We start from the raw sequence: 4704 nt of genomic DNA on the forward strand, positions 1-4704 counted from the left end.
GTCCTCGGCCGTCCCGGCGTGCCGGGCGGTCGCGGGGGCGCCGGCCGGGGTCGCGGCGGCGCCGCGGCCGCCCTGGACGGTCTTGCCGGCCGGGGCCACGACGGAGCGCTGCACGGGCGGCTGCGCGGGCGCCGGGACGGTGGCGGCCTGCTGGTCCTGCGGGGACGACTGGCGTCCCGTCTCACCGGTGCCCTGGGCGTCCTGCGTGCCCTCGGCGCCGTCCCTGCCGTTGCCGGCCCTCGCGGTCTCCGGTCTGGATGCCTCGGCGGCCGGACGCGGCGCGAGGGACGGCGACAGCGCCATCCCGCCGGTGGTCCGGAACAGCTCGTCGGCACCCGGGAGACTCACTCGGCGGGGCGGCACCGGTCGAGCACCTCCCTGGCGAGCTGGCGGTAGGCGGCGGCACCGACCGAGTTGGTCGCGTACGTGGTGATCGGCTCGCCGGCGACGGTGGTCTCCGGGAAGCGCACGGTGCGCCCGATGACGGTGTGGAAGACGTGCTCGCCGAACGCCTCGACGACGCGCGCCAGCACCTCGCGGCTGTGCACGGTGCGCGAGTCGTACATGGTGGCGAGGATGCCGTCCAGGCGCAGCTCGGGGTTGAGCCGCTCGCAGACCTTCTCGATGGTCTCGGTGAGCAGCGCGACGCCGCGCAGCGCGAAGAACTCGCACTCCAGCGGGACGATGACGCTGTGAGCGGCCGTCAGCGCATTGACCGTCAGCAGACCCAGCGACGGCTGGCAGTCGATGATGACGTAGTCGTAGTCCGGCAGCAGCGGCTTCAGGGCGCGCGCCAGCGCGGACTCCCGGGCCACCTCGCTGACCAGCTGCACCTCGGCGGCGGAGAGGTCGATGTTGGACGGCAGCAGGTCCATGCCCGGCACGGCGGTCTTGAGCAGCACCTCATCGGCCGTCAGGCCGCGCTCCATGAGCAGGTTGTAGACCGTGACGTCGAGTTCCATCGGGTTGACGCCGAGTCCGACGGAGAGCGCGCCCTGCGGGTCGAAGTCGACGAGCAGCACCCGGCGGCCGTACTCGGCCAGCGCGGCGCCCAGGTTGATGGTCGACGTGGTCTTGCCGACGCCGCCCTTCTGGTTGCACATCGCGATGATCTGCGCGGGGCCGTGCTCGGCCACCGGCGCGGGGATCGGGAAGTAGGGCAGCGGACGGCCGGTGGGGCCGACCCGCTCGCGGCGCTGGCGCGCGGCGTCGGGGGCCAGCGTGGCGGCGTACTCCGGGTCCGGCTCGTACTCGGCGTCCGGGTCGTCGTAGGCGCCGTAGGCGAACTCGCCGTAGGCCAGGCCGTAGGCCGCCAAGTCGGTGTCGTGATCGGTCACCGTGGTCACCTGCGCTGTGTTCTGGCGTGCTTCGAAAGTACGGAGTGCGACCGAGCCGACCTCGGCCGAGCCCACGGAGGGCTGCCGGGCCCCGGACTCCTCACTCGGCTGGCCGGCGGTGTGTTCCGCCAGTCCTGGCTGACCACCCCCGGGAGCAAATGTCGACTCATTCACAAGTCGTCTTACCTCCTTGGGCATCCAGGACTCTATGTCGATTCGTCAGCGTGGCAGCAGCCGACGGTTTGCGACTCTAGGCCGTTCAAGGCGTTCGCAGCAACACAATCCACGGTAGTGGGCATGATGTGTCGACTATCGGGCAGGCCGCTGTCAAGGGATGAGTGGCTGGTTGACCCTAACGTTTCTGCGCCGGCGTGCGGTGGGGTGACACGACCGACGGAAATTGACGACAGAGCGACCCGCCCACGCCACCGGCCGTTCACGAGCACGGCGAAGCCCCCGACCCGAGGGGAGAGGGTCGGGGGCGAACGACCGCCGTGCGGTCAGGGTGTTCAGGCGAGCACGCTCTCCAGGGACACCGACTCCAGGCCGAAGGCCTCGGCGACGGCCGGGAAGGTGATCTGGCCCTCGTGCACGTTCAGGCCCTTGGCGAGCGCCGGGTCACGGCGCAGCGCCTCCTTCCACCCGCGGTTGGCCAGCTCGACGACGTACGGCAGCGTCGCGTTGGTCAGCGCGTAGGTGGAGGTGTTCGGGACGGCGCCCGGCATGTTGGCCACGCAGTAGAAGACCGAGTTGTGGACCTGGAAGGTCGGCTCGGCGTGCGTGGTCGGGTGCGAGTCCTCGAAGCAGCCGCCCTGGTCGATGGCGATGTCGACGAGCACGGAGCCCGGCTTCATGCGGGAGACCAGCTCGTTGGTGACGAGCTTGGGGGCCTTGGCGCCCGGGATCAGCACGGCGCCGATGACCAGGTCGGCCTCGATGACGGCCTTCTCCAGCTCGAAGGTGTTGGAGACGATCGCCTTGATCTTCGTGCCGAAGATGCGGTCGGCCTCGCGCAGCTTGTTGATGTCGCGGTCGAGCAGGGTCACGTCGTAGCCCATGCCGATGGCGATGGTGGCCGCGTGCCAGCCGGAGACGCCACCGCCGATGACGACGGCCTTGGCCGGGTGGGTGCCGGGCACGCCACCGGGCAGCACGCCGCGGCCGCCGACCGGGCTCATCAGGTGGTAGGAGCCGACCTGCGGGGCCAGGCGGCCCGCGACCTCGGACATCGGGGCGAGCAGCGGCAGGGCGCCGTTGCCGAGCTGCACGGTCTCGTACGCGATGGCGGTGGTGCCGGAGGCGACGAGCGCGTCCGTGCCGGCACGGTCGGCCGCCAGGTGCAGGTACGTGAAGAGGGTCTGGCCCTTGCGGAGGCGGTGGTACTCCGAGGCGATGGGCTCCTTGACCTTCAGCAGCAGGTCGGCGGTGGCCCACACCTCGTCGGCGGTGGGGAGGATGGTGGCACCGGCGGCCACGTACTCCTCGTTGGGGATCGAGGAGCCGACACCGGCGTTGTCCTCGATGTAGACCTCGTGTCCGTTGCGGACCAGCTCATGCACGCCGGCGGGCGTGATGGCCACGCGGTACTCGTGGTTCTTGACCTCGCGGGGGATGCCGACCTTCACGGCTAAACACGTCCTCTTGCCATGGGGGTCCCTACCGGAGAAGACCGGCGGGCGACGCGCACGGGGGGAAGCCTCCGGGGGCAGCCCGGGGCATGGATCGCTGCGCGACTGAGTTCGAGTGTAATGAAGCCCAGTCGGCGTGTCAGCCTTCCAAAGTGACTAATTTTGCCGGACACATTGGCAGGTTCGTAGGCTTCCGCCCTGATCTTCCCATCAAAGGTGTCCGAACCGGACAACTAAGACAATACCCCCGAAGCGCCCATCACCACCCGGTATGGAGGCGTTCGCGCAGGTCCGCCAGGCTGGCCCCGACGGCCTCCTGACCCCGTTCGTCGCCCAGCCTGCGCAGCACCGCCAGGGCTGCGCGGTACTCCCGCTCGGCCTCCTCGAAACGGCGCTGCGCGGTGTGCGCCTCGGCCACCCTGGCCAGGAGCCGGGCCTCGGCCGCCTGCTCCCCCATCGACTGCCGCAGCCCGAGCGCCCGCCCGTACCAGTCGGCGGCGCGCACGGCGTCCCCGAGCGCCCGGTGGCACCCGGCCGCGCCCTCCAGCGCCCGCGCGCAGAGCGGCTGGTCGCCGACGCTGCGGGCGTACTCCAGGGCGGCCCGGTAGCGGCTGCCGGCGAGCTCCCAGCGGCCGGCGGCGGCCTGCAGGTCGCCCAGGTTGAGCAGCGCGGCCGAGGCCCGCCGGGGCCGGCCGTTACGCTCGGCGACGGTCAGCACCAGCTCGTGCAGCCGGTGGAGGTCGGCGGGCCCGGCACCGCCGGTGAGCGGCAGCGCCCGCAGCAGCGCGGTGACCAGCCGCCCGGCCGAGCCGTCGAGGTCGCCCTGGCCGATCGCGTCGCCGACGGCGCCGAGCAGGAGGTCCCGCTCGCCGAGCAGCCACTCCCGGGCGTGTGCGGCCGAGCTCAGCCGCAGCGCGGCGGGCAGCGGGTCCGGCGCCGGGCCGGCGGCCGGGTCGAGCAGCGCCCGGGCCGACTCGGTGAGCCGCACCATCCGCTCCAGCAGCCGGGCCCTGGCCAGCTCGGTCTCGGCGGGCCGGTCCTCGTGTTCGCGCAGCCGGACGAGCCGCGGGTAGATCCGCGCGGGCACCCGGTAGCGCGGCGTGCCGTCGGCGGCCGGCGGCTCCTCGGCGAGCAGTTCCCGCTCGGCGAGCGCGGCCAGCGTCGCGGCGGCGTCCGGGGCCGGGCAGCCGACCAGGGCGGAGGCGGTGCGCAGGTCGGCGGTCTGGGCGGGGGCCAGGGTGAGGGTGCGCAGCATCCGTGCCTGGGCGGCCGGGAGCGTGCGGTACACCATGGTGAACGCGCCGACCAGCGGGTCGTTGTCGGGGACGGGCACGGGCTCGGCGGGCTCGGGGGCGGGCTTGACCCAGGCCGCCGGGTCGGTGGCCGGCACGGTGGGCGGCTCCGGCGCCGCGGCCGGGCCGTTGCTCCCGGCCCCCTTCGCGTCCTTGGGGCCCTTCACCCCCTTGACGTTCTTGGCGGGCGCCGCCTTCTCCTCCTTCTTCCCCACGTTCGCGACGGACTTCGCGGCGCCCTTCGCCGCGTCGTTCAGCGCGTTCGTCGCCACGCCGTTCGGAGTGTCCTTCGCGCCGTCCCTCGCCCCCTTCTTCCGGTCCGCCGCCGGCCGGGCCGCCTCCTCGCTCAGGACGCCCGCGAGCTCGCGCGCCGCCTCGGTGACGGCCGTCTTCGGGTTGCCGCGCAGCCAGCCGGCCATCAGCCGCAGCGCGGCGGGCCGGGCGGCG

At 73.0% G+C, this 4704-nt stretch carries 3 protein-coding genes and 1 pseudogene; all 4 read right to left on the reverse strand.

Going from position 1 to position 4704, the window contains the following annotated elements:
• Positions 1 to 348: pseudogene (locus tag AB0O00_RS30160) on the reverse strand (hypothetical protein); the annotation flags it as partial.
• Positions 345 to 1511: a ParA family protein gene (locus AB0O00_RS30165; protein ID WP_363657131.1), complete on the reverse strand. Its 1167-nt coding sequence runs from the start codon at positions 1509 to 1511 to the stop codon at positions 345 to 347. The gene AB0O00_RS30165 and the pseudogene AB0O00_RS30160, both read right to left, overlap by 4 nt.
• 335 nt (positions 1512 to 1846) lie before the next feature.
• Positions 1847 to 2962, reverse strand: coding sequence for an alanine dehydrogenase (gene ald / locus AB0O00_RS30170; protein WP_363657128.1), 1116 nt, complete (start codon positions 2960 to 2962; stop codon positions 1847 to 1849).
• 262 nt (positions 2963 to 3224) lie between these two features.
• Positions 3225 to 4704: tetratricopeptide repeat protein (locus AB0O00_RS30175; protein ID WP_363657129.1), on the reverse strand; the 1480-nt coding region annotated here is incomplete at its 5' end.

Source organism: Kitasatospora sp. NPDC093558 (genome assembly GCF_040683475.1).
In the GTDB taxonomy this organism is placed as follows: Bacteria; Actinomycetota; Actinomycetes; order Streptomycetales; family Streptomycetaceae; genus Kitasatospora.